Source organism: Streptomyces iranensis (assembly GCF_017874715.1).
Taxonomy (GTDB): domain Bacteria; phylum Actinomycetota; class Actinomycetes; order Streptomycetales; family Streptomycetaceae; genus Streptomyces; species Streptomyces iranensis.
In genome coordinates, this window is the sequence record NZ_JAGGLR010000011.1 from 156,013 (window position 1) to 181,835 (window position 25,823).

The following is a 25,823-nucleotide window of genomic DNA, read 5'->3' on the forward strand; positions in this document are numbered from 1 at the left end:
TGCCTGACAGGCGATTGCCCCGCACGATGGGAGTGACATGTCACAGGTTCTTCCTGGTGACGCTCTACCGGTCCACGACCTCATTGGTATCGGCTTCGGGCCGTCCAATGTGGCCATGGCGATCGCACTCAGCGAGCACAACGCACGCGTCGGTGGGCGAGAGACGATCAACGCCCAATTCTTCGAGCAGCAGCCACGCTTCGGCTGGCACCGAGGAATGCTGATCGACGACGCCACCATGCAGGTGTCCTTCCTCAAGGACCTGGTGACGCTGCGGAACCCGGCCAGTGAGTTCAGCTTCCTCTGCTATCTGAAGAGCAAGGGGCGGCTGATCGACTTCATCAACCACAAGAACCTCTTCCCGCTGCGGGTCGAGTTCCACGACTACTTCGAATGGGCCGCGGCCAAGGTCGAGGACATGGTCTCCTACGGCCACGAGGTCGTCGGCATCGTGCCCGTCGTCCGCGATGGAGCCGTGGAGTACTTGGACGTGACGGTCCGGTCGGGGGAGGGGCTCGCCGTCCACCGCGCGCGCAACCTCGTCATCGGTACCGGGCTGCGTCCCCTCATGCCCGAGGGCGTGGAACGCGGCGACCGCGTCTGGCACACCTCTGAACTGCTGGCGAAGGCCGACGAGCTGGAGGGCACCTCGCCCTCTCGGTTCATCGTCGTGGGCGCCGGGCAGAGTGCCGCCGAGAACGTCGCCTACTTGCACCGCCGTTTCCCCGGGGCCGAGGTGTGCGCGGTCTTCTCCCGCTACGGCTACAGCCCCGCCGACGACAGCGGTTTCGCCAACCGGATCTTCGACCCCGGGGCGGTCGACGACTACTTCGCCGCGCCCGAGAACGTGAAGCGCCGGCTGATGGACTACCACGGCAACACCAACTACTCCGTGGTGGACATCGACCTGATCGACGACCTTTACCGGCAGATGTACCAGGAGAAGGTTCTCGGCGTCGAGCGGCTGCGCTTTCTCAACGTGTCCCGGCTCGCCGACGTCAAGGAGACGCCGATGCAGGTCCGTGCCACCGTGAAGTCCCTCGTCACCGGCGAGGAGACGCTTCTGGACGCGGACGTCGTGGTCTTCGCCACCGGCTACAGTCCGGCCGACCCCCTGGGCCTCCTCGGCGAAGTCGCCGACCGCTGCCTCAGGGACGACGAGGGCCGCTTCCGCGTCGAGCGTGACTACCGCATCGTGACGGACCCCGGGCTGCGCTGCGGCATCTATCTGCAAGGCGGCACGGAGCACACGCACGGCATCACATCCTCTCTGCTGTCCAACACCGCGATCAGGGTCGGCGAGATCCTGGACTCGCTCCTCGACAGGGGCGTCACATCCGCATTCGGGCAGGCCCGGCCGGCTGCCGACGGCGTCGGCAGCACCGCCCGGTAGGGATGACGTACTGAGACATGGGCACGACTGCGATTGAGCGCCCCTTGGCCAGGGGCACGACAGAGGCCCGACGGCGGCGGGTTGTGGGCATGGGCACGCTGGTGGCGCTCCTCGTGATCGCGGGGGCGGTGTCGCTGGCCGTCGGTGCGCGCGCGTTGAGTCCCGGCGAGGTGTGGCACGGGTTGTTCGCGGCGCCGGACTCCGACCAGCGCCTCACCGAGATCAGGCTCATCGTGCGCACCGTGCGGGTGCCCCGGACGGTGCTCGCGATCGTGGCGGGCATCGCCCTGGGCGTCGGCGGGGCGTTGATCCAGGGGTACACGCGGAACCCGATCGCCGACACGGGCCTGCTGGGGGTGAACGCCGGTGCCTCGTTCGCCGTGGTGTCGGTGATCGCCCTGTTCGGGTTCACCGACCCGTTCCAGTACGTCTGGTTCGCCTTCCTGGGGGCGGCGGTCGCCGGTGTGGTGGTGTTCGGGCTGGCGAGCATCGGCCGGGGGGCCGGCAACCCGTTGACGCTCGTACTGGCCGGACAGGGGATCACGGTGTTCCTGACGGCGATGACCACGGCGGTCGCGCTGTCGGACCAGGCGTCGCTGAACGCGCTGCGGTTCTGGAACGCGGGCTCCGTGGCCGGTGCCGGATTCGATGTCATCCGGCCGGTGACCCTGTTCATCGCCGTCGGGCTGGTGCTGGCGCTGACCACGCTGCCCGCCCTCAACCTGCTCAATCTGGGTGACGACGTGGCGCGGGGGCTGGGCGTGAACATCGCGCTGAGCCGGACCGTCGGCATCGTCGCCATCACCCTGCTGGCGGGCGCGGCGACGGCGGCGTGCGGCCCCATCGCGTTTCTCGGACTGATGGTGGCCCATGTGGCCCGGTATCTGACCGGGCCGGACTACCGCTGGCTGGTGCCGTACGCGGGTCTGCTCGGGGCCGTCGTCCTCCTGGTCTGCGACATCGTGGGGCGCTTGGTGGTGCGGCCGGGTGAGTTGGACGCGGGTGTTGTCGTAGCTCTCCTGGGCGCCCCGTTCTTCGCGGCCCTGGTGTGGCTCGGAAAGTTCAAGAACACATGAGCGGGACGGATGTGAAGCGATCGGTGGCACCGGGCGTACGGCTCGGCCAGGTGTCGTTCGTGTGGCGGCCCTGGCTGGTGAGCGTCACGCTGCTGTTGGCCGCGGCCACCTTCCTGGTGTTCTGCCTGTCCATCGGCGTCGGGGACTTCCCCATCGGCCTGTCCCGGGTGATCGCCACGATCCTCGGCGGGGGCGAGCGGGTCGACGAGTTCGTGATCATGGACTTGCGGATGCCGCGTGCCCTGGCCGGGCTCATCGTGGGGGTCGCGCTGGGGGTGTCCGGGGCACTGACTCAGTCCATCGCCCGCAATCCGCTGGCCAGCCCGGACATTCTGGGAGTCACCGGGGGCGCCGGCGCGGTCGCGGTGTTCCTGGTGACGGTGTCGGGCGGGACCGCCGCGGCGGTCGTCAGCGCCGTGGGCCTGTCCGCGGCGGCGCTCGCGGGCGGTCTAGGAACCGGACTGCTGGTGTACTTCCTGGCGTGGCGGCGCGGTATCGACGGCTTCCGGCTCATCCTCATCGGCATCTCGGTGAGCGCCGTGATGGAGGCGATCACCACATGGCTGCTGGCCACGGCCGACATCAAGGACGTGGCCCGAGCCCAGGCGTGGCTGGTCGGCTCGCTGGAGGGCCGCTCGTGGGGCGAGGTCCGGGTGGCGCTGTGGTGCACGCTCGTCCTCCTGGTCGTCGTGTCCTGTGTCGCGTTCCAGTTCAAGCCGATGCACTTGGGCGACGAGGTCGCCGCCGGCCTGGGCGTCCGGTACTCGATGGTGCGGGCGGTCCTGTTGTTGTGCGCGGTCCTGCTGGCCGCTGTGGCGGTGAGCGCCGCGGGCCCGGTCCCGTTCGTCGCGCTGGTGGCGCCGCAGGTGGCGATGCGTCTGGCGAGGTGCCCGACGCCGCCGTTGGTGGCCTCCGGCATGGTGGGAGCGTCGCTGCTGATCGGTTCGGACCTGGTCGCGCGCACGGCGCTGCCGATCACCCTCCCGGTCGGCGTGGTCACCGCCGCGATCGGCGGCCCCTTCCTCGTCTGTCTGCTGGTGCGGGCGAACCTCAGATAGATGGCAATGACGTCAGGCAACACCTTGATACAGGGGGGCTTGTGAGCGCCGAGCACATCACCGACATCGAGTCCGCGGCCCAGGGCGATACGCGGCTCGCGGCCAGAGGCGTCACGGTCGGGTACGGCGGCCGGACCGTCATCGAAAACCTGGACGTGACGATCCCGCCCGGCGTGATCACCACGATCATCGGTCCCAATGGCTGTGGCAAGTCCACCCTGTTGCGCACCCTGACACGGCTGCTCAAACCGGCCGAGGGGGCCGTCGTACTGGACGGGGAGGACATCGCGGGGCTCAGGACCAGGGACGTGGCGAAGAAGTTGGGCCTGCTGCCGCAGGCGCCGGTCGCGCCGGAGGGGCTGACGGTGGCCGACCTGGTCGCGAAGGGGCGTCATCCGCATCAGAGCTGGCTGCGGCAGTGGTCGTCGGACGACGCCGGTGTCGTGGAGCGCGCGCTGGCCATGACCGGAGTGTCGGATCTGGCCGACCGCCCGGTCGACTCGCTGTCCGGCGGGCAGCGCCAGCGGGTCTGGATCTCGATGACCCTGGCCCAGGGCACCGATCTGCTGCTCCTCGACGAGCCGACCACCTACCTGGACCTGGCGCACGCGATCGACGTGCTCGACCTGGTGGACGACCTGCACGAGTCGGGCCGCACGGTGGTCATGGTGCTGCACGACCTCAATCTGGCCACGCGGTACAGCGACAACCTCATCGTGATGCGGGCGGGTTCGATCCTGGCGCAGGGGCACCCGCGCGACGTGATCACCGCCGAGTTGCTGGACGAGGCATTCGGGCTGCGTGCCACGGTCATTGACGACCCGGTGGGTGATCGGCCGCTCATCGTGCCGATCGGCCGTACCCATGTCCGGCCCGGCCAGGTTCCGGTAAGGACTTCACAAGTAAGGCTAGGCTAGCCTCACTTCCACGGGATAAGGTTTGCCTGCCCTTGGTCAGGGGTGTAACGGACGGCGCGATAGCAAGGGATTCCGGATGCTTCTCCATCGAACGACGCGTATGGCGCCATGGCGGCGGTTGGCGGCGGCGCTGTCCGCGGCGGCCCTCGGCGTCGGCCTCCTCGCGGGATGTGGTTCCGACTCGGCGGACGAAGCGAGTGACGACGCCCCCGCCGCCGCCTCCGGCACATTCCCGGTCACCGTGGAGCACGCGTTCGGATCCACGAAGATCACCAAGGCTCCCCAGCGGGTCGTCTCCGTCGGTTACACGGACGACCAGGCCATGCTGGCGCTCGGTGTCAGACCGGTCGGCATGGTCGACCAGTACCCGAACCCGGCGGGCAAGAAGCCGGACATCAACACCCAGTGGCCCTGGGTGAAGGACAAGTGGGGCGACACCCGGCCCGAGGTCGTCATGAAGAACGGCGACTCCGGCCCCAACTACGAGAAGATCGCGGCCCTGCGGCCGGACCTGATCGTCGCGGTCTACTCCGAGATCGACAAGGCCGCCTACGACAAGCTCTCCCAGATCGCCCCGACCGTCGGCCGTACCAAGGGCGAGAAGGAGCCGTTCAGCGCCCCCTGGCAGGACAACGCCGGGCAGATCGCCAAGGCGCTGGGCAAGGAGGACGAGGGCAGCAGGCTGGTGAAGGGGATCCAGGACAAGCTCGACACGGCCAAGAAGGCGCATCCGGAGTTCGCGGACCAGACCGCCGTCGCGTTGTCCTGGTACAAGAACTCGGTGGCGCCGTTCACCTCCACCGATGTGCGCGGACGGCTGCTGACGGGCATTGGCTTCACCTACCAGACCAAGATCGACAAGGCCGCGGACGGGAAGTTCTTCACCGTCCTTTCCCCCGAGCGCGTCGACCTGGTCGACGTCGACCGCGTCTTCGTCATCAACGACAAGACGGACCAGCGGGCGCTGAAGAAATTCCAGTTGTTCACCAACCTGGACGCCGTGAAGAAGGGCAAGGTGTCGTATCTGCTGGACAGCGAGGGCCCGGCCGTCGGCGCGGCCATCTCCCAGGGCACCCTGCTGTCCCTGCCGTACGCGATCGACGAACTCGTCAAGTCGGCCGGCCGGGGGTGAGCACCACTGACGTGCGTGTCACCCCGGCGACCCTGCGTACGGCGACCGGACGCGTGGCCACCCGATGGGTCACGGCGCACTGCCGCGAGATGCCCTGGCTGACGGCCGCCACCGTGCTCACCACGGTGGCCGGGGCGGCGCTCCAGGTGCTCCCGGTGCTGCTGCTCGGCCGGGTGGTCGACGGGGTGGTCGAGGGTGAACCGCGCTCGGCCCTGGTCACGATCGGGGTGCTGATGGGGGCCGCCGCGCTGCTCGGCGCGGCGGCCGCCGCGGCGTCGACCTATCTCATCGGGCGGCTCGGCGCGGATCTGCTCGCGGGACTGCGGGAAGGCGCCGTCCGTGCGGTGCTGGGGATGCCGAGCGCCCGGATCGAGCAGGTCGGCCGGGGAGACGTGCTGTCCAGGGTCGGTGACGACGTGGCCGTGCTGTCCAAGGGCATCCGCACCGCCGTCCCCACCGTGTTCTCGGCGGGGGTGCTGGTCCTCATCGCAACGGTCGGCATGTTCGGACTGGACTGGCGGCTCGGCCTCGCGGGCGCCGGCGCGCTGCCCGCGTACGCGCTGGCCCTGCGCTGGTACCTGCCCCGGTCCGCCCCGCTCTACCAGAAGCAGCGGGCGGCCCAGGCAGACCGCGCACAGGCGTTGATCAGTGGCCTGAACGGGATCGACACGGTCCGGGCGTACCGCCTCGAGGGCGCCTTCCGCGAGCAGGTCACCAGCGAGTCGTGGCGAGTGCGCAATTTCGGTATCGAGGTGTTCCGGTTCTTCGGCCGGTTCGTCGGCAGGGAGAACCGCGCCGAGTTCATCGGTCTTGTCCTGATCATCGTGGTGGGGTACGCCCTGCTGGAGACCGATGCCGCAAGCCTGGGCGAGGTGTCGTCGGCCCCGCTGATGTTCCATCGGCTGTTCACCCCGCTGGGCTCCATCATGTTCACCTTCGACGAGGCACAGAAGTCGGGGGCGAGCCTGACCCGGCTGGTCGGCGTGGTCGGGGAGGCCGCGGAGGACCGGCTGGTGGGCGACGCGGCCGTCGCACCGGTGGACGCCGTGCCGTACCCGGTGACGGTGAAGGGGCTGACGTTCCGCTATCCCGACGCCGAGGATCCGGTCCTCCGGGACGTCAGCCTGACGATCCCGGCGGGCGGCTCGCTCGCGCTGGTGGGGGCGACGGGCGCGGGCAAGACGACCCTCGCCGCGCTGATCGCGGGCATCGGAACCCCGCAGGCCGGGTCGGTGCACATCGGGCCGACCGACCTCGCCGGTCTGGACGAGGCCGGGGCGCGGGCCATGGTGAGCATCCTGACGCAGGACACGCATGTGTTCTCCGGTCCGCTCGCCGACGACCTGCGGCTGGCCGCGCCGGAGGCGACCGACGCCGAGCTGATGGACGCGTTGCGCACGGTCGGCGCCGATGGATGGGCCGACGCGCTGCCCGACGGGCTGAACACCCTGGTCGGCGAGGGCGGAGAGCGGCTGGACGTCACCAAGGTCGCCCAGATCGCCTTGGCCCGGCTGGTGCTGGCCCGGTCGCCGGTGGTGGTGCTCGACGAGTCGACCGCGGAGGCGGGCAGCGAGGGCGCCGCCGAGCTGGAGCGGGCCGTGCTGGCCGCGTGCTCGGGCCGGACCACGTTGTTCGTGGCGCACCGGCTGACCCAGGCGATGGCGGCGGACCGGATCGCCGTGCTGGACACGGGACGCGTGGTGGAGCAGGGAACCCACGAGGAGCTGGTGGCCCTGGGCGGCCGGTATGCGCGCCTGTGGCGGGCCTGGCGAGAAGGCAGTTAGCCACCCCTGATTCAGAAGAGCTTTTCATGACGCGGAAGGGATGCTGAGTCATCGATGGTGGAACCGAGCGCTCGTCGCGTACTGCTTTCTCCCACACATGTCGCCGACGTACGCCGGCGGATCGGTGACTTCTCGGACCGGACCATCGCCGAGGCGTGCGCCATCGCGCTGTCGTACTGGGCAACGGGCCGGAGCCCCCACGACATCGACCTCACCCCCGGCACGCTGTTCGCCGACATCCTCGGATGGGTCGACAACGGCGGTACGGCGCCTGACGGTTGGGAGGTCGGCGCGGACGAGCGGAGCATCGTCCTCCCGGGCGGCGTTGGGCCGGCCGATGCGCAGCTCGCACTGGACGACCTGGCCGAATTCCCGGACCGGCCCATCGGCACCATCGGCCCGGCCGGCGTGGCGGCGAGGCTCGAGGCCCTGGCCGGGTGGAACGACACCGAGACCGACCGGGTCCGCCCGACCATCGTGGAGATGTTCCGCGAGCAGGCGCGGACCAGGCCGGACGCCGTCGCCATCGTCGACGAGCGCCGGTCGCTGACCTACCGTGAGGCGGCCGGGCTGGCCGGCCAGCTGGCCCACCACCTCATCGCACGCGGACTTGGCCCCGAACAGGTCGTCGGCATCTCGCTGCGCCGCTCCGCCGACATGGTGATCGGGCTGCTCGCCGTACTCCAGGCGGGGTGCGCGTTCGTGCCGCTCGATCCGAAGTGGCCGGCCGCGCGCCGGGCCGTCGTCATCGAGGACGCCAAGGTCGTGGTGCAGCTCAACGACTCGGGGGAACGCGATCCGGCCGAACCGGAGGCCGTGGCCGTCGACCTCGGCGACTGGCGCTTCGGTTCCCACCCCACGGAGGGCACCGCGGTCGCCGTCCCCGGCGACGCCCTGGCATACGTGATCTTCACGTCCGGTTCGACGGGGCGGCCCAAGGGCGCGATGATCCGGCACGCGGCGATCAGTGAACGCCTGCTGTGGCAGATCAACGAGATCCTGGGCTTCGGCCACGACGACGCATCGCTGTTCAAGGCGCCGTTGTCCTTCGACATCTCCATCAACGAGATCTTCCTGCCGCTGGTGTCCGGCGCCAGGCTGGTGATCCTGCGGCCCGACGGCGAACGCGATCCGCACCACCTGCTGAGCGTGATCGCCGAACAGCGCGTCACCTTCACGTATCTGGTGTCGTCCATGCTGGACGTGCTGCTGGAGATCGCGGGCGACTCCGGGAGGCTGGACAGCCTGCGGCACGTGTGGTGCGGCGGGGAGGTGCTGACCCCGGAGCTGTACGAGAGGTTCCGCACCAAGCTCGACATCCCCATGTACCACGGCTACGGCCCGGCCGAGACGACGATCGGCGTCTCGCACGTCATCTACCGGGGGGCGGCGGAACGGCTGTCGACGTCGATCGGCAAGGCCAACCCCAACACCCAGCTGTATGTGCTGGACGACGAACTGCGCCCGGTCCCGGTCGGGGCCGGCGGCGAACTCTACGTGGGCGGGTTCCTTCTGGGACGCGGATACGTGGGCGCGCCCGGCCTGACGGCGTCCCGGTTCGTGGCGAACCCCTTCGCCGCGGACGGGTCCCGGCTGTACCGGACCGGTGACCTCGCGCGGTACACCCCGGACGGATCGCTCGACTTCCTCGGCCGGGCCGACAACCAGATCAAGATCCGCGGTATGCGGCTGGAGATCGAGGACGTCGAGGTCGGTCTCGCGGAGCACCCCGGAGTACGGCACACCTGCGTCGTCGCGAAGAAGAACGCGACAGGCGGCACCTACCTGGTGGGGTATGTGATCCCGGCCACCGGCAGCGAGGAGCTGAGGGCGGCCGAGGTCAAGGCGTGGGCCACCGAACACATGGTGGAGTACATGGTGCCCACCCATGTCGTCGTGATGACGGAGTTCCCGCTCACCGCGAACGGCAAGCTCGACCGGGGCGCGTTGCCGGAGCCCGCGGTCCCGGCGGGCTCGCTCGTACACCCCACCACCGAGAACGAGCACGCGGTGTGCGCGGCCGTCGCGGCGGTGCTGCGGCTCGACGAGGTCGGTGTCGACCAGGACTTCTTCCAACTCGGCGGAGACAGCATCCTGGCGATCTCCCTGCTGAGCGCACTGCGCGACGCGGGGCTCTACGTCACGGCACGGCAGATCTTCACCCACAGCAGCGTGGGGGCACTGGCAGCGGTGGCGAGCCGCGAAGACGTCTCCACCGTGGACCACCGCGATGTCGCGACCGGTTCCGTCGTGGGATCGCCCATCGTGCAGTGGCTCGGGGACACCACGGACGCGATTCGTGGCTTCGTGCAGTCGGTCGTGCTGAATACCCCGGCGGACCTGACCGCCGACGCGCTCGACGAGATCCTCACCGCCCTGATCCAGCGGCACGACATGCTGCGCGCCAAGCTGGTGCGCGGCGAACGCTGGAGCTTCGACATCCCGGAGGCGGACCAGGCCGCTCCGGGATGGCAGGAGAGCGACCGGCCGCTCGACGAGTGTGTGGCGCTCGCCACCGAAGGGCTGGACCCGGCGGGCGGCGTGATGCTGCGTGCGGTCTGGCGCCGCCGGGCGCGGCAGCTGGTCCTGATCGCCCATCACGTGGTGATCGACGGAGTGTCCTGGCGGATCCTGATGGACGACCTGGCCACCGCATGGCGGCAGCTCACCTCGGGTGCGCCGATCGAGCTGCCCCCGGTGGGCACGTCGTTCAGGCGCTGGACGCAGTTGCTGGAGCGCGCGGCGTTCGACGCGGACAGCTCCTCCTACTGGCGTCCCCTGCCGGGAGAGGACCGACTGCTGGGCAGGCGCGCGCTCTCCACGGCCGACACGGTGGCGGCGGAGCGGCTCCAGGCCATCTCGGTCGGCCCCGGGGTCACGGCCGCGCTGCTGGGCGAGATACCCGCGAAGTTCCACGCGGGTGTCAACGACGTACTGCTGACCGGACTCGCCGTCGCCCTCGCCCGGTGGCGCCGCGACCTGGGGCAGGAGCAGACCTTCGCCCACATCGAACTGGAGGGCCACGGCCGCGAAGGACAGTTCGTGGCGGGCTCCGCCGGCTTCGAGCCCGCGCTGTCGCGGACCGTGGGCTGGTTCACCACCCTGTTCCCGGTGACCGTGGATCCCGGCGCGGCGGCCGACTTCACCGCCCCCGAGTACCTGACCGCCGCGCTCAAGGCGGTCAAGGAAGACCTCGCCCGCGTGCCGGACAACGGCGTCTCGTACGGCGCGCTGCGGTACCTGACCCGCGTCGAGTTCGACACGCCCGCACCACAGGTGCTCTTCAACTACCTGGGCCGCTTCGACGCGGGAGCCACCGGCAACTGGCAACTCGCGGGCACGACTGACCAGTTGGGCGAGAAGCGCGATCCGGGGATGCGGCTGCCGCGCTCCCTGGAGTTCAACGCGATCGCCGAACCCGCCGCCACCGGCGAGTACGAACTGGTCACCACCATCTCCTGGCCCGACGGCATGTTCACCGACGAGGACATCGCGACCCTCGGCGGGTATTTCCGGACGGCCCTGGCCGGGCTGGCCTCGCTCGACCGGGGCGGCCACACTCCCAGCGACTTCGCGCTCGTGCCCCTTACGCAGGCCGACGTCGAGGCCCTGGACGGCCCGGCGCTGCGCGACATCCTGCCGCTGACCCCGTTGCAGGAGGGCCTGTACTTCCACTCCGTCTTCGACGACGACTCGGCCGGCGCCTACGTCGAACAGCAGCTGCTGACACTGGACGGCGCGGTGGACGCCGACCGGCTCGCGGCGGCGGCCACCCGGGTGCTCACGCTGTACCCGAACCTGGCCGCACGGTTCGTGGCCCTCGCCGACGGCCGTGTGGTCTCCATCCTGGAGAGCGGTGTGGAAGCGCCCTTCAGCACGGTGGACCGCCCCGGCGTCACCGACGATGAGGTCCGCGACCTGGCCGAGCGGGACCGACGGGCCGGGTTCGACCTGGCCAACGGCCCGCTGATGCGGTACACGCTCATCCGCGGGGGTCCCGGCCGGAACGTCCTGGTGCAGACTGTGCACCACATCATCGCCGACGGCTGGTCGGTGCCGCCCATGCTCCGGGCGCTGCTCGCCGAATACCATGCGCCGGGGACCGGGTACCCGGCCGTCGGCTTCTCCGAATACGTGCGCCGGCTCGCCGGACGTGACGACGACGAGAGCGACCGCGTATGGCGCGAACAGCTCGCCGGGCTGCCCGGCCCCTCGCTGGTCGCCGAGGGCCACACCCCGTCCGACCGGTTCGCCGACACCGCCGTGGAGCCGGAGGACGACATCGACGCGGCCGTCCGGGCGGCCGGTGTGCCGCTGAGCGTGGCCGTGCACAGCGCTTGGGCGGTGACCCTGGGCTCCGTCCTGCACGGCACGGACGTGGTGTTCGGTTCCACGGTGTCCGGGCGTGACGCCGAGTTGCCCGGCATCGAGGACATGGTGGGTCTGTTCATCAATACGATCCCCGTGCGGGCCCGTTGGACCCGTACCACCACGGCGCGTGATCTGCTCGCCTCGGTGCGGGAACACCAGAGCGCGGTCCTGCCGCACCAGCATGTCTCGCTGGCCGGGATCGGCCGCCAGGCCGGCGTGGGCACCCTGTTCGACACCCTGGTGGTGTTCGACGTGGCGACCGATGTGGACGCCCTGCGGCGGCCCGACGACACGCTGGTCATCACCGGCATCGTCAACGAGGGCGCCCCGCACTACCCGTTGACGCTGGTGGTGGAGCGCGCACTGGACGGCCGTCCGCGCTTCAACCTGATCTACGACGGCGAACTGCTGCGGGAGCCGGGCGCCCAGGCGATCCTGCGCGCGTTCGCCCACACGTTCACCCGCCTGCTCACCCGGCCGGACGTCCCTGTCGGCGACCTGACGCCCGAGAGCGACCGGCGTCCCGAGCGGATCACCCCGACGACCCTGGGAGCACTGTTCGACGCCACCGCGCACCGCGACCCGGCCGCCACCGCCGTGACCCAGTGCGCCCTCGACGGCGGCACCCGGTCCCTGACCTACGGCGAACTGGCCGACGCGAAGGACGAGTTGGCCTGGACCCTGCGTGCCGCCGGTATCCGGCCCGGCAAACGGGTCGCCGTCGCCGTCCCACGCTCCGTCGAGCAGGTGGTCGCCCTGGTCGCGATCGTCACCGCGGGCGGCGCGTATGTACCGCTGGACCTGGCTTACCCGGACGACCGGCTGGAGTACCTCCTCGCCGACGCCGCTCCGCAGGTCGTTCTCGTGGACCGTGAGCAGCGGGACCGCTTCACGCGGCTGCTGGCCCGCGCGGGTGTGCCGGCCCGTGTGCTGGTTCAGGGAGACGAGCCGCCGCAGGCCGATACGGAGGCCGGGCCGGAGGTGAGGTGGCACGACCCCGCGTACGTCATCTACACGTCCGGCTCGACCGGCAGACCCAAGGGTGTCGTCGTCCCGCACTCCAGCGTGGTGACGCTGCTCGCGAACACCCGGCCGGACATGGACTTCGGACCGCACGACGTATGGGTCCAGTTCCACTCCTTCTCCTTCGACTTCGCGGTCTGGGAACTGTGGGGCGCGCTGGCGCACGGCGGTGAGCTGCTGGTGCCGGAGTACGGGCTGACCCGCTCGCCGGTCGACTTCCACCGGCTGGTCCGCGAGCGCGGCGTGACCGTGCTCAACCAGACGCCGTCGGCGTTCTACCAGTTCATCGAGGCCGACCGGCATACGGGCGAGCCGTTGCCCGCGCTGCGCCGGATCATCTTCGGCGGCGAGGCGCTGGACCTCGGGCGGCTGCGCGGCTGGATCGAGCGGCACGGCACCGGATCGCCCGAACTGGTCAATATGTACGGCATCACCGAGACCACCGTCCATGTCACCCACCGGGTGCTGACCGACGAGGACTTCGGCGCCGATGACGACGTGAGCCCGATCGGCGGCCCGATCCCCGGCCTGGCCATCCATCTGCTCGACGACCGGCTCCGGCCGGTGCCGCCGGGCCGAGTGGGCGCCATCTACGTCGCCGGCGACCAGGTGTCCCTCGGCTACCTGGGCAGGCCGGGGCTCACCGCGGGCCGTTTCGTGGCGAACCCGTTCATGGGCGACGGCTCCCGCATGTACCACACGGGCGACCTGGCCATCCGCACCCTCGACGGTGAGCTGGAGTTCACCGGACGCACCGACGACCAGGTCCAACTCAGGGGATTCCGCATTGAGTTGGCGGAGGTGGAAGGCGTGGTCAGGGAGCTCGACGGTGTGGTCGACGTGGCCGTCACGGTGGCTGAGAGCGGGGACCACTTGGTCGCTCATGTCGTGGGCCAGGTGCCGGACGACCTTGGCGATCTGCTGTCCACGAAACTGCCTGGGCACATGATGCCGGGGCGGGTTCTGCCGGTCGAGGCATTGCCGTTGACCGTCAACGGCAAGCTCGACCGGAGAGCGTTGACAGAGAGCGCCGCGACGGGGCCTTCTTCGTCTGACCGTACGTCATGGCTGGGCGCGCAGTTCCCCGCGCCCCTGCGGGGCGCACCCGCAGCCGAAGACGCCGCGCTCGACGCGCTGGTCCGTATCTTCACCGAGACGCTGCCAGGCGCCGCTGCTGGCGCCGACACCGACTTCTTCCGCGCCGGAGGCGACAGCATCGTCGCCATCACCGTGATCAACCGGGCCAGGGCGCTCGGCCTGACGATCGCGCCACGGGACGTGTTCCTGTTCAGGACACCGCGTGCGCTCGCCGAGCACCTGGGAACGCGCACCCCGCAGGCCGCCCCGGCACCCGCGCCCGCCCGCCGCGAGGACGGCCCGCTGACCCCGACGCCGATCATCCTGCGCCAGCGGGAACTGGGCGGCTCGCTCGCCCGGTTCGCCCAGGCCAGAACGCTGGTGGCCCCGGAGGGTACCGAATTCGCCGAGGTCGAGCGCGCCGCGAACGCCGTCGTGGCCGCGCACCCGGCCCTCCGGCTGCGGCTGCGCGTCGAGCATGGAGTGTGGGCCCTGCGCACCGAGCCCTCCGTCGAGATGACGGTCGTACGGGCGAACACGGCCGACGCGACGGCCGTGGCGAACCAGGCCGCCGGACGGCTCGATCCCGAGTCCGGGAACGTGGTCGCGTTCTCGTGGCTGGCGGCGAGCCGGACCCTGGTGGTCACCGTGCACCACCTCGCCGTCGACTCGGTGTCCTGGCTGGTCCTGCTGGACGACCTGGCCGCTGCCCTGCGCGGGGAGACCCTGCCCCCGCCGACCACGTCGTACGCCGAGTACGCCGAAGCGCTGACCCTCCAAGCCACCCATGCCATCGACGACCTCGGACACTGGGTCACCACCCTCCAGGCGCCCGAACTGCTGCCTGCCATAGGCGAGTTGCGTGAGACCGCCGTCGTACTCGCCCCCGACGTGAGCGACCGCGTGACGCGTACCGCGCCCGCGGCACTCGGCGTCGGCCTCACCGAGCTGCTGTGCGGCGCGCTGCGCACCGCGCTGACCCACATCCAGCCATCGCCCACCGATCTCGCGATCGAGCTGGAGCGGCACGGCCGGGTCCCGGCGCTGGAGCACCACGACTACACCCGCACGGTCGGCTGGTTCACCTCCATCGCGCCCGTACGGCTCACGGCGCACACCGACCCCGTCGCGGCGGCGTACGAGGTGGCCGAGTGTCAGCCGGACGAGCGGGGGCACGTCGCCTACGGCCAACTCAGGTACCTCACCCCGCAGACGGCCCCGCTGTTCACCGCACGCCCCCAGGTGCTGTTCAACTATCTCGGCCGAGGCGGCGAGTCCCAGGCGCTGCGCCTCACCGGCGGCGATCAGGGCAGCCCGTACGCCGTCGAGGTCAACGCCTGGACCGACGCGGCCACCGGAAGCCTGCACACGGACTTCACCCTCGCCGAGGGCATCCCGGACGAGATCACCGAACACTGGCGGCGCGCACTGGAACACATCGCGGACGCCTCCGCGACGGCCGAGCGCACGGCACCGGTCACCCCACTCCAGCGGGGCCTGTTCTTCCAGGCCCAGATGGCGGGCCCGGCCGGACACTATGTCGCCCAGAGCTGGTTCACCTTCGACCGGCGCCTGGACACCGACGCGCTGGCCGAGGCGATGGCGTATGTGATCGAGCGGTACCCGGTCGTGGGCGCCGGCTTCACCACCGACGACGACGGAAACCCGGTCCAGGTCCTGGGGGCGGGCCGCCGGGCCGATGTCCGCACGGTCGCGCTCTCCACGGACGCGGAGGTCGAGGCCCTGCGTACCCGGGACCGCGACACCGGATTCGACCCGGGTGAGCCGCCGCTGATCCGGATGACGGTGGTGCGTCTGCCCGACGACCGCGACGGGCTGCTGCTCAGCTACCACCTGCTGCTGTGGGACGGCTGGTCCCGCGAGATCGTGCTGCGGGACCTGTTCGACGCCTACCAGGCCGTCCTCGCGGGCGAGTTGCCCGCCCCGGTCCCGGCCACGCCCAGCTTCGAGGACCACGCACGGGCGCTCGACGCCAGGGACTCCGCCGTATCGGAGCGCTTCTGGGCGGAGCACCTGGCCGGTCTCCCCGGGCCGACGCTGCTCGCCGGACCGGCGCCCGCCCTGTCGGACGATCTGCCGGCCGCCCTCGTGCACACGCTGTCCGCCGAGCTGTCGGATCTGCTGCGGGAAGCGGCCAAGGCGCACGGCGTCACGCTGAACTCGGTGCTGACCGGCGCGTTCGGCCTCCTGCTGGGCGCCCGTACGGGCCGTAGCGATGCCGTGTTCGGCGTGACCGTCTCCGGCCGGGAGGGCGAGGGCCTGGACGGCATCGTCGGCGTACTGCTCAACACCGTGCCCATGTGGACGCGGGCCCGGCCGGACGACACGGTCGGCGGGTATCTCTCGGCCGTCCAGGAGGCCAGGGTCGAGGCGATGGTCCACGAGCACCTGGGGCTCGGCGAGATCCAGCGGGCCAGTGGGCACGACACCCTGTTCGACAACCTGTTCGTGCTCCAGAACTTCCTGGACATGGACGCGTTCGCCGAGATGAACGCCAGGCACGGCATCACCTCGGTGGCAGCCGATGACTCCACCCACTACCCGTTCACCTGGGTCGTCACGCCGGGCGACCGGCTCACGGTCAAGCTGGAGTACCGCGACGAGGACACCGGCAACGCCCGCCGTCTCCTCGACGACTACCTGCGTGTGCTCGAAGACCTGGCCCGGTCGGCCGGCCCGGTCGGCGCCCTGCCCGGCCTGGGACCGGAGCCCTCGCCCGAGACGCGTACGGACATCGGCACGGACACCGTGGTCGACCGGTTCGACCAGGCGGCGGACCGCGACCCGCAGCGGGTGGCGCTCGTCGCCCATGGCTCGGCCATGACCTTCGCCGAGCTGCGGGACCGCAGCCGCGCCGTGGCCGGTGTGCTCGCCGGGCGCGGCATCGGCCCCGAGACGACCGTGGGCCTCGCGATCCCGCGCTCCCGCGACTCGATCGTGGCGCTGTTCGCCGTGCTGCGCGTCGGCGCCGCGTACGTTCCGCTGGAGCTGGACCACCCGGACGAGCGGATCGCCGCGATCGTCGCGGACGCCCGCCCTGATGTGACTCTCACCGTGAGCGCCGTGTCGCCCCGGCTGACCGGCGACCTGATCGAGCTGGACCGGCCCCTCCCCGAGGCCGAGCCGTTTGTGACGTTCGCGCCGGACCACCCGGACCGGCTGCGGCACCCCGCGTACACCATCTACACCTCCGGGTCGACCGGGAAGCCCAAGGGTGTGGTGACCGAGTACGCGGGGCTCACCAATATGCTGATCAACCATCAGCGCCGGATCTTCGAGCCGGTGCTGGCGGTCCACGGCCACCGGGTCTTCCGGATCGCGCACACCGTGTCGTTCGCCTTCGACATGTCGTGGGAGGAGCTGCTGTGGCTCGCCGACGGCCACGAGGTGCACATCTGTGACGAGGAGCTGCGCCGTGACGCGCCCCGGCTGGTCGAGTACTGCCTCGAGCACGGCATCGACGTCATCAACGTGACCCCGACCTATGCGCAGCAGCTGGTGGCAGAGGGCCTGCTCGACAACCCCGAACGGCGTCCGGCGCTGGTGCTGCTGGGCGGCGAGGCCGTCACCCCGGCGCTGTGGCAGCGGCTCGCCGAGACCGAGGGGACGGTCGGCTACAACCTCTACGGACCCACCGAGTACACCATCAACACCCTCGGCGTCGGCACCTTCGAATGTCAGGACCCGGTGGTGGGTGTGGCGATCGACAACACCGATGTCCACGTACTGGATCCATGGCTGCGGCCGCTGCCGGACGGAGTGCCCGGTGAGCTGTATGTGTCGGGCATCGGCATCGCGCGTGGCTATCTCGGGCAGCCCGCCCAGACCGCGCACCGCTTCGTGGCGTGCCCGTACGGCGCACCCGGCGAGCGCATGTACCGCACCGGGGATCTGGTGGCCCGTCGGCCCGACGGCAACCTGATGTACCTGGGCCGCACCGACCAGCAGGTCAAGATCCGGGGACACCGGGTCGAACTGGGCGAGGTCGAGGCGGCGTTCGCGGCACATCCCGCGGTCCGATTCGTCGCCGCGGTCGCCCAGCCCGATCCGCAGGTCGACGGCGCGTACCGGCTGGCCGCCTATCTGGTGCTGGAGGGCGCGGAGCTGGCGACGGTGGCCACCGAAGCGGGCGCCGGGCTGCCGGACTTCCTGCGCCCGACGCACTACGCCCAGGTCGACGGCATCCCGCTGACGGTGAACGGGAAGGCGGACACCAAGGCGCTGCCGGCGGCCAAGCCGCTGGGCGCGCTGACCACGGCGGGGGAGCGGGGGCCCGCGACCGAGACCGAGACCGTGGTGTGCGAGTTCTTCGCCGAGGCGCTGGACCTGGACGACGACGAGGTGAGCGCGGTGAGCGACTTCGTGTCCCTGGGAGGGCACTCCATGCTGGCGGTGCGGCTGATCGGGCTGCTCCGCCGCGAGTACGGTCCGGTGATCACGATCCGAGACCTGTTCACCCTGCGCACCCCGGAAGCGATGGCCCGCCACCTCGATGCCCGCCACCTCGATGCCCGCCACAACGATGCCCGAGACCTCGATGACAACTCCTGACACCCGGCGGCCCCGACCGGGGTCCGACATCCTCCGGACCGCACTGCGCCGCAACATCGGTGCCATGGCCCGAGGCACCGTCCTCATGGGCCTGTACCAGGCGGGTGAGACGGCCTTCCCCATCGCGCTCGGCCTGATCGTCGAGCACACGATGCGCCACCGGAGCCTCGGCGCGCTGGGCCTGTCGATCGCCGCATTGGCGGTGATCATCACGACGGTGTCGCTGTCGTGGCGGTTCGGGATGCGCATCCTCCAGAAGGCCAATACGACCGAGGCACACCGCTGGCGGGTGAAGGTCGCGGCCTGTGGCCTTCAGCCGGTGGCCAGGGACGTGGACCTCAAGTCCGGCGAGGTGCTGACCATCGCCACCGAGGACGCCGACCAGACCGCCGATATCATCGAGGTGGTCCCGCTGCTGATCAGCTCGCTGGTCGCGGTGCTGGTCGCGGCGGTCGCCCTCGGCCTGGCCGACGTGCGGCTCGGCCTGCTGGTGATCGTGGGCACCGTCGCGATCCTGTCGGCCCTGAGCGTGCTGTCCAAGCGGATCGGCTCCAGCACCCGCGAACAGCAGGCCCGGGTGGCGCGGGCGGGCGCGAAGGTCGCCGACCTGATCACCGGGCTGCGCCCGCTGCACGGCTTCGGCGGCAACCACGCGGCGTTCCGGTCCTACCGTGAGGTCAGCACGGAGGCGACCCACCAGGCCATCACGGTCGCCAAGGTCAACGGCGTGTACGCGGGCACCGCGCTGGCCCTCAACGCGGTCCTCGCCGCCGCCGTGACCCTGACGGCGGGCTCGCTGGCGTGGAGCGGCGAAATCAACATCGGCGAACTCGTCATGGCGGTGGGGCTGGCGCAGTTCATCATGGAACCGCTCAAGCTGTTCTCGGAGATGCCGAAGTACGTGATGATGGCGCGCGCGTCGGCCGAGCGGATGGCGCTGGTGCTGGCCGCGCCGCCGGTGACGGCTTCGGGGGCGGAGCACCCGGCCGCGGGCGGAGACCTCGAGATCGACTGCCTCCGCTACGGCTCCCTGCGCAAGCTGAAGTTCCAGGTGGGCGCCGGCGAGTTCGTGGCGATCGCCGCCTACCAGCCGCGCGCGGCGGCCGACCTGGCGTCGATCCTGGCCGTGACCGTCCCGCCCGACGCGTACGAGGGAGCGGTGCGGGTGAGCGGGCGGGAGCTCAGGGACCTGTCGGTCGAGGCGGTCCGCGCGTACATGCTGGTGAACCCGTACGACGGGGAGATCTTCGCGGGCACCCTCCGTACGAACATCGACCCACTGGGCAGTAGCCGGATGGTCCCCGAGGCCATCGAAGCGTCCATGCTGACCGACGTGGTCGCCCTCCACCGCGAAGGGCTCGACTACGGTGTCCGCGACCGCGGTGCGAACCTCTCCGGGGGCCAGCGCCAGCGGCTGTCCCTGGCCCGCGCCCTCGCCGCCGACACCGATGTCCTCGTCCTGCACGACCCGACGACGGCCGTCGACGCGGTCACCGAGCAGCTCATCGCGCGCAACGTCGCGAAGCTGCGCCGGGGCCGGACCACCATCGTGATCACCAGCAGCCCGGCCCTCCTGGATGCCGCCGACCGTGTCCTCGCACTGGACGACGGCGTCATCACCGCCGAGGACACCCATCGCAACCTCCTCGCCACGAACGAGGACTACTGCGCGGTGGTGGCCCGGTGAACCGATCGGCTAACGAGCCGCCTGCTCATCGAATGCCCAGGCGACATCCCTGAGCAGGGCGTGCCGCCAGCCCGCCCGGTCGTGGCCCGACGCCGACCGCGAGACCCGTACGGTCGCGCCGGTTCGTGTCGCCAGGGTCTCGGTCAGCTCGCAGTGGGGGAGCATCCGGGTCTCGTGTTCCCCCACGTCGAACGCGATACGCAGACCGGACAGGTCGGGACGCTCCCGCAGCCACGCGGCGACGGTGCCGCCGACCGGGCCGCCCAAGGGGTCCGGCAGGTCCATGGCGTCGGGTGTCCACCAGAATGACCCCGACTGACAGGCGACGCGGGACACCAGGTCCGGGAACTCCAGTGCCGCGTACATCGCGCTCAGCCCGCCCATGCTCTGCCCGGCGACCACCAGCTGGTCCACATCGGCGGGTACGCCGGATTCCGCCACCAGTGGCAGCAGTTCGTCCCGGATCGCCTCCCACAGGGCGGGTCCGCACCCGAACTCGGTCTCCCTGTCCTTGCTCGGCAGGAAGACGAGCGTGACGGCGGGCATCTCGCCACTGGCGACGGCCGAGTCGAACGCGGTCATGGCCGGGTGCAGGTACAGCCAGTCGTCCCCGTCGAGCAGCAGGACCACGGGTCCGCCACCACCCGCCGGGTGGACCCGCACGGTGCGCCGCCCGCCGAGCCGTTCGCTGCTCCAGCGGATCCGGGTGCGCGGGAGTGGCAGTACGGCGTCGGCGCCGGTGCCGATGACGGGCCAGTGCGGCTGGGCCGGGGCGTCCGGGGTCGCGGCGATGGACCGGTCACCGCCCGCACCGGCCGGGTTGAACGGATCGGCGTGCGCCGCGTCGCCCACGAGGAGTTGATAGGTCACCCGCAGCCGCTCGGGCATGCGCACCTCGGCGTACCAGCAGTCCGTGTCACCCCACCGGCGCAGGGCGACCGGCTCCGACCAGCTCTCGAAGCCGATGCTCGCAGGAGAGCCGCGCCACAGGAACAAGGTCACCCAACCACCGCCGTCGGCGGGCACCGACGCGGGTGTCCTCGCCGCCGCCCAGAACTCGTCGGTGCCGGGTGCGCCGGGCAGCCCGAACCCGGCGAAGGCGTTCTCCCCATCGGCCGCGCCCAGGCGCATGAACGTCTCCTTGTGAGAGGGAAGGGACAGAGCTAAACTCCCGTCAATTAGGCGAGCCTAACCTAAGTGTGGTCTTCGTAGGAGGCGATGGGCATGAGCACAAACCCTTTCGATGACACCGAAGGCCGTTTCCTGGTCCTGGTGAACGACGAGGGCCAGCACTCGCTCTGGCCGGCCTTCGCCGAGGTGCCCGGGGGATGGACGATCGTCTTCGACGAGAACACCCGCGAGGCGTGCCTGGAGTTCATCGAGGCCCACTGGACCGACCTGCGCCCCCGGTCCCTGGCGGAGACCATGGAGGACTGACTCGGGCCGACCCCCGGCCCCTTTGTCGTCGCAAGCCGCCCAGGCACCGAGGAGAGCCCTGGCAGATGCTCTGCACCAGACTGACGAACGCCCGCTTCCGCACCATGGACCCGGACCACCCCGTCGCCCACGACCTGGGCATCTGGCGGGGCCGGATCGTGGGCCTGGACGAGGCCGTGACCTCCCTGCCCGCCCGCGAGGTGATCGACCTGCGGGGCGCCACCGTACTGCCCGGGTTCATCGACCCCCATGTGCACCTGGCCTGGACCGGGTTCAAGCAGAAGACCCCGAGCATCGCGGGGCGCACGCGGATCGACGACGTGCTCGCCACCGTGGAGGAGGCCGTCACCCGGAACAGCTCGCCCGGAGCCTGGGTGAGCATCGTCGGCTACGACCAGCGAGCCCTGGGCCGCCACCTGACCGCCGCCGAACTGGACAAGGTCAGCCACGGGCGCAAGCTGTTGGTGATGCACGATTCCGGGCACGGCTGCCTCGTCAACTCCGCCGCCCTCGACCTGCTCCCCGCCGACATCCCGCACGAGAGCGGGTTCCTCGCCGAGGGTGCCATGGGCGCCGCCCGCGCTCTGCGCCTCCCGTACTCCCAGCGGGAATTGGCCGAGGCGATCGCCCGCGCCGCCCGCACCTGCCTGGCCGAGGGCGTCACCGCCTGTGCCGAGGCGGGCATCGGCGACACCCTCTTCGGCCACAGCCCGGTCGAGCTGGGCGCCTACCAACTCGCCCATGAATCGGGCCTGTTGCCGCTGCGCGTACAGGTCATGGTGTCCGCCGACCGGTTGCACCCGGTCGCCGCACACGAAGCCGACGGGATTCCGCGAGCCCTCGACCTCGGACTGCGCACCGGGTTCGGGGACGACCGGCTCTCCGTGGGCGCGCTGAAGATCTACACGGACGGCGGCATGATGGCCCGGACCGCCGCGCTCAGCAGCCCGTACCAGGGGCTGGACCACATGGGTGAGCTACAGGACGACCCGGAGGTGCTCGCGGACACGATCGTGGACGGCCATCTGGCCGGGTGGCAGCTCGCGGTCCACGCGATCGGCGACCGCGCCGCCGACGTGGCCCTGGACGCCCTGGAACGGGCCCAGCACCTCCGGCCACGCCCCGGCGCCCGGCACCGCATCGAGCACGCCGGCCTGATCCGCCCCGACCAGCTCCCGCGCTTCGCGCAACTCGGCATCAGCGCGGTCGTCCAGCCCAACTTCCTGCGCTACTTCGGCGACGACTACGCGGCGATCATGGGCGAGGAACGGGCCCCGTGGCTCTACCGCGGCAGGGCATTTCTGGATCACGGCATCCCCCTCGTCGGCAGCTCCGACCGTCCCGTCACGGACGGATCTCCGCTGAGGGCCATCCAGTTCATGGTCGAGCGAACCTCCGAGTCCGGTCAGGTGATCGGCCCGGACGAGGGGATCACCCTCGACGAGGCCCTGCGGGCCTACACGGTCGCAGGCGCGTTCGCCTGCCGCTGGGAGGACAGCCTGGGAAGTCTCACCCCGGGCAAGCTCGCCGACCTGGTCGTGCTCGGCGACGACCCCCGGCGGGTCGATACATCGCGTATCGGGGACATCGAGGTGGTGGCGACGTACGTCGGCGGTCGGGAGACCGGGAAGCCGACGTCATGAAGCCGGCGCCCGGCTCACCGATAGCCTTGGCCGCTATGACGCGCGCTTGGATCCTGCCGATAGTCCTCGTACTCTGCGGCGCAGCCCTCGCCACTGGCCTGACCTCCAGCGGAAACCCCGGCGCAGCCGTAGCGCCCCTGCTGGTGTTCGTACTGCTCGCAGGCGTGAACTCGCCCCTGATCTTCCCGAGGTCGATCAGCGCACCGGAGGCACAACGGCGCAGCGCGGCAGACGGCCGTCCAGTCGTCTTCTGGCGACCGGGCTGCGCGTTCTGCCTCCGCCTGCGTATCCGCCTGGGCCGCGACGCCCGCCAGGTGCACTGGGTCAACATCTGGCGTGACCCGGCTGGTGCGGCAGCGGTGCGGGCGGCCAACGACGGCAACGAGACCGTACCGACCGTCGTCGTGGCAGGCCGGCCACACACCAACCCCGACCCCGCATGGGTGCGCGAACAGCTCTCCCGCTCCGCGTGACAGGGAGCAGTGGTCTTTCGCAGAGGCTTGCGCGGGCCCGGACCGAGGCCGAAAGACTGACCGTCCACCGCGTTGCTGGTGGGCTCGGGCTCGCCGTGTTCGCTAACGTCGACCCGTGTTGCGCACGAGATTCACCGAAATGTTCGGTATCACATACCCGGTGATGGCGGCCCCCATGGGCTTGCACAGCGGCGGGACACTCGCCGCCGCGGTGTCCGCCGCAGGCGGGCTCGGATCCTTCGCGGGTACACATCCCTGGCAGGCCGCATGGCGCACAGGGCCGACTCCGCGGGCGGCCACGGTCGTGGGGAGGCTCGTGCTGGTGGCCCGCGGCCTCTCCAACGCCGACATCGCCGAATACCTCCACCTCAGCCACGGCACCGTCAAGACACACATCGGCCGGCTGCTGAGCAAGCTGGAAGCGCGCGATCGTGCGCAACTGGTCATCAGCGCCTACGAATCAGGGCTCGTCACGGCGACCGGCGGCTCCTGAACTCCCGCGCCGGCCGGGGGAGCCGAACCACCGCGCGCCCGGGTCCGCGACCGCCGGCCTCGGCTGCGCGTCATCGACATCAGCAGCCCGTGGGTCTCGTCGTCGGCGGCGACTACAAGCCCACGACCCGCCTCGCCTATCGGGGCACCGTCGATCCCGGTGACAACGCAGCCGGCAGCCCGGCACAGGGCGATGCCGGCCGCGAAATGCACGCTCCTGGAGAAGGCGCCGCCATCGGTGACATACGCGGCACGCTTACCGGCGGCAACCCAGGCCAGCGCCAGCGTCGTGGACACGACGCGCGGCCGGAAACGTTCGATGAACTCAGAGTGGGCCAGCAGATCCACGGTCCGAAACCCGGGCGCACTCGGGAACGGCGGATCCAGGTTGACGTCCACCAACCGGGAAGCGGACGTGGGCGTCAGCAGCGCGTCTCCGGCCCCGTCATGCCGCACCCAGGCGGTCTCCCCGTCGGTGAAGAAGACCTCGCCGCCGAACGGGTCGGCCACCGCCGCCGCCCCATCGCGCAGCGCCACGTTGACGGCCACCAGCATGTTCCCGACGGCGTAGTTCAGCGTGCCGCACAGGGGATCCACCAGCCACTGGCGCACAGCGTCGGCGGCGCCCTGCTGCCCGCCTTCCTCGCCGAGTACCGCGTCATCGGGCCGCGCGGCACGGATGACGCCGAGGATCGCCTTCTCGGCCTCCACATCGGCGGTGGTGGCAAAGTCCCCGGCGCCCTTGTCGATGCGGCTGAGCCGCCGGCCGTACATGTCGCGGACCACGTCCGCGCCCGCCCGCGCCCCGGCTATCGCGACTGCGGCGTCGTCGGAGTCCGCGTATGAGTTGGTCATGCCGTGCAGGCTACCGAGGCGAAGCCACCCCCCGGCGGACCTTCCCGGTCAGAGCACTGGGGAGGCTCGCGGCGAGGAGGTGTCAGGGGCTGCTCGCGAAGTGGTGCTTGGCCCAGCCGGTGGCGGTCACCACCTCGCGCGCGATATCCACGACGGCACGCCCATCCGTCACCACCCGTACGGTCTCCGCGGTGGCCCGCTGGTCCAGCAGCCATGCCTTGCGAGCACTGCCTTCCAGCTCCTGCTCCAGCTCCGAGCCGAGTTCCCGGCGCACGAGCCGCTCTCGGGCGGTGGCATCGGAGGCGGTGAGCAGAACCCGTATGATCCGTGTCCCCGTTCCCATAGCGCGCTCGAACATTCCCGTGGACTCAGGCAGCACACTCACGGTGTTGGTGTAGATCAGTCGGCGGTAACCGCCTCGGGCGTAGTTCGCCCACACGGCCGTCAGGTTGCTTTCGGTGATTTCCGAGCGGTGGGGATCTCCCACCGGGGCCGGATGGACCTGACCCATGAAGTCGCCATCGATGACCGCGTGCGAGACGGCTGCGGCCCGCAGTACGGCCGATACCTCCCACCCCACCGTCGTCTTGCCGACTCCGGCCCGCCCTCCGATGAGCAGTACTTCCGCGTGATCCATGGGGGCAGCCTGCCATCACACATCCGTCCGAGGCGATCCGATATCGGTTGGCTGTGTATCTCGGTGCGGGCTCTGGCCCACTTCGTGTGGTCGCTTACACAGGGTGACTGTTGATCTTCGCCTAATGGTGGCTTTAGTGGTCGTAGGCGGTCAGTGCGCGCATGACTGCCCGGCCGCGCATGAAGCCGACTCCCCT

Annotated in this window: 15 protein-coding genes; 12 read left to right on the plus strand and 3 right to left on the minus strand. The window is 70.6% G+C overall.

Annotated features, from left to right (window positions below):
• Positions 1-37: 37 nt before the first annotated feature.
• From J2Z30_RS21340 to J2Z30_RS21375, 8 genes are all read left to right on the plus strand, one after another.
• Positions 38-1,393, plus strand: a complete 1,356-nt coding sequence (locus J2Z30_RS21340) for a lysine N(6)-hydroxylase/L-ornithine N(5)-oxygenase family protein (RefSeq protein WP_044566840.1) — start codon at positions 38-40, stop codon at positions 1,391-1,393.
• Between the two features lie 17 nt (positions 1,394-1,410).
• Positions 1,411-2,469, plus strand: coding sequence for a FecCD family ABC transporter permease (locus tag J2Z30_RS21345; protein ID WP_044566838.1), 1,059 nt, complete (start codon positions 1,411-1,413; stop codon positions 2,467-2,469).
• Positions 2,466-3,527, plus strand: coding sequence for a FecCD family ABC transporter permease (locus tag J2Z30_RS21350; RefSeq protein WP_044566836.1), 1,062 nt, complete (start codon positions 2,466-2,468; stop codon positions 3,525-3,527). Before J2Z30_RS21345 ends, J2Z30_RS21350 begins: the two co-directional genes overlap by 4 nt.
• A gap of 41 nt (positions 3,528-3,568) precedes the next feature.
• Positions 3,569-4,444: an ABC transporter ATP-binding protein gene (locus tag J2Z30_RS21355; protein WP_044566834.1), complete on the plus strand. Its 876-nt coding sequence runs from the start codon at positions 3,569-3,571 to the stop codon at positions 4,442-4,444.
• Positions 4,445-4,520: 76 nt separating this feature from the next.
• Entirely contained in the window at positions 4,521-5,576 is a 1,056-nt protein-coding gene (locus J2Z30_RS21360) for an iron-siderophore ABC transporter substrate-binding protein (RefSeq protein WP_044566832.1), read from the plus strand.
• Entirely contained in the window at positions 5,573-7,360 is a 1,788-nt protein-coding gene (locus J2Z30_RS21365; RefSeq protein WP_044566830.1) for an ABC transporter ATP-binding protein, read from the plus strand. Before J2Z30_RS21360 ends, J2Z30_RS21365 begins: the two co-directional genes overlap by 4 nt.
• 54 nt (positions 7,361-7,414) lie before the next feature.
• Positions 7,415-18,403 carry a non-ribosomal peptide synthetase gene (locus J2Z30_RS21370; RefSeq protein WP_044566828.1) on the plus strand — a complete coding sequence of 3,663 codons (10,989 nt, stop codon included), beginning with the start codon at positions 7,415-7,417 and terminating at the stop codon, positions 18,401-18,403.
• Positions 18,390-20,090 (plus strand): ABC transporter ATP-binding protein, encoded by a 1,701-nt coding sequence (locus J2Z30_RS21375; protein ID WP_044580697.1) that lies wholly within the window; start codon positions 18,390-18,392, stop codon positions 20,088-20,090. The genes J2Z30_RS21370 and J2Z30_RS21375 overlap by 14 nt, the downstream gene beginning before the upstream one ends.
• A 9-nt stretch (positions 20,091-20,099) precedes the next feature.
• Here the strand turns inward: J2Z30_RS21375 and J2Z30_RS21380 are convergent, their stop codons facing one another.
• Positions 20,100-21,221, minus strand: a complete 1,122-nt coding sequence (locus J2Z30_RS21380; RefSeq protein ID WP_044566826.1) for an alpha/beta hydrolase-fold protein — start codon at positions 21,219-21,221, stop codon at positions 20,100-20,102.
• 93 nt (positions 21,222-21,314) lie between these two features.
• Between J2Z30_RS21380 and J2Z30_RS21385 the strand changes: the two genes are divergently transcribed.
• The 4 genes from J2Z30_RS21385 (at position 21,315) to J2Z30_RS51720 (ending at position 24,136) form a co-directional block, all read left to right on the plus strand.
• Positions 21,315-21,527: an MbtH family protein gene (locus J2Z30_RS21385; RefSeq protein WP_044566824.1), complete on the plus strand. Its 213-nt coding sequence runs from the start codon at positions 21,315-21,317 to the stop codon at positions 21,525-21,527.
• Between the two features lie 65 nt (positions 21,528-21,592).
• Positions 21,593-23,170 carry an amidohydrolase gene (locus J2Z30_RS21390; RefSeq protein WP_044566822.1) on the plus strand — a complete coding sequence of 526 codons (1,578 nt, stop codon included), beginning with the start codon at positions 21,593-21,595 and terminating at the stop codon, positions 23,168-23,170.
• A 35-nt stretch (positions 23,171-23,205) separates the two neighbouring features.
• Positions 23,206-23,643, plus strand: coding sequence for a glutaredoxin domain-containing protein (locus J2Z30_RS21395; protein ID WP_044566820.1), 438 nt, complete (start codon positions 23,206-23,208; stop codon positions 23,641-23,643).
• A gap of 115 nt (positions 23,644-23,758) precedes the next feature.
• A complete protein-coding gene (locus J2Z30_RS51720; protein WP_372453289.1) occupies positions 23,759-24,136 on the plus strand; it encodes a helix-turn-helix transcriptional regulator in 378 nt (125 codons plus the stop codon).
• On the opposite strand, the gene J2Z30_RS21405 is transcribed toward J2Z30_RS51720, so the two are convergent.
• Both J2Z30_RS21405 and J2Z30_RS21410 read right to left on the minus strand, forming a co-directional pair.
• Positions 24,097-24,990, minus strand: a complete 894-nt coding sequence (locus J2Z30_RS21405) for an inositol monophosphatase family protein (RefSeq protein WP_245388260.1) — start codon at positions 24,988-24,990, stop codon at positions 24,097-24,099. The two genes, J2Z30_RS51720 and J2Z30_RS21405, sit on opposite strands and share 40 nt — an antisense overlap.
• Positions 24,991-25,072: 82 nt before the next feature.
• The gene (locus tag J2Z30_RS21410) at positions 25,073-25,627 is read right to left on the minus strand and encodes an ATP-binding protein (RefSeq protein ID WP_044566819.1); all 555 of its coding nucleotides are present in this window, start codon (positions 25,625-25,627) and stop codon (positions 25,073-25,075) included.
• Positions 25,628-25,823 lie beyond the last annotated feature (196 nt).